Origin of the sequence: Novosphingobium sp. B-7 (assembly GCF_000410615.1) — a bacterium.
GTDB classification, from domain to species: domain Bacteria; phylum Pseudomonadota; class Alphaproteobacteria; order Sphingomonadales; family Sphingomonadaceae; genus Novosphingobium; species Novosphingobium capsulatum.
Window position 1 is genome coordinate 1 of sequence record NZ_KE148516.1, and the last position, 224, is coordinate 224.

The window sequence follows — 224 nt, forward strand, 5'->3', positions numbered from 1 at the left end:
TCAGGCCTGGCCATGGGCCATCGACGCGGCCGACGCGCCACAGGTACTGCCGCGCTGGCCGTTCGCGCCCGCTGTGATCGAACTGACCACGGCGGCACACGATCCGGCCGCGCCGCCGCTGACCTGGCCCGAAAGCGCGGCTACCGCCGATGCCCTGCTTGCCGCGCAGGGCAGCCCGGTGGCGGTTTTTGCCCTCTCGCCCAACGATTTCAACCTGGGCGACG

1 protein-coding gene is annotated in these 224 nt (G+C 71.9%); it reads left to right on the top strand.

Annotation, left to right across the window (positions count from 1 at the left end; genetic code table 11):
* Positions 1-224: hypothetical protein (locus tag H926_RS33930; protein ID WP_043611267.1), on the top strand; the 224-nt coding region annotated here is incomplete at both ends.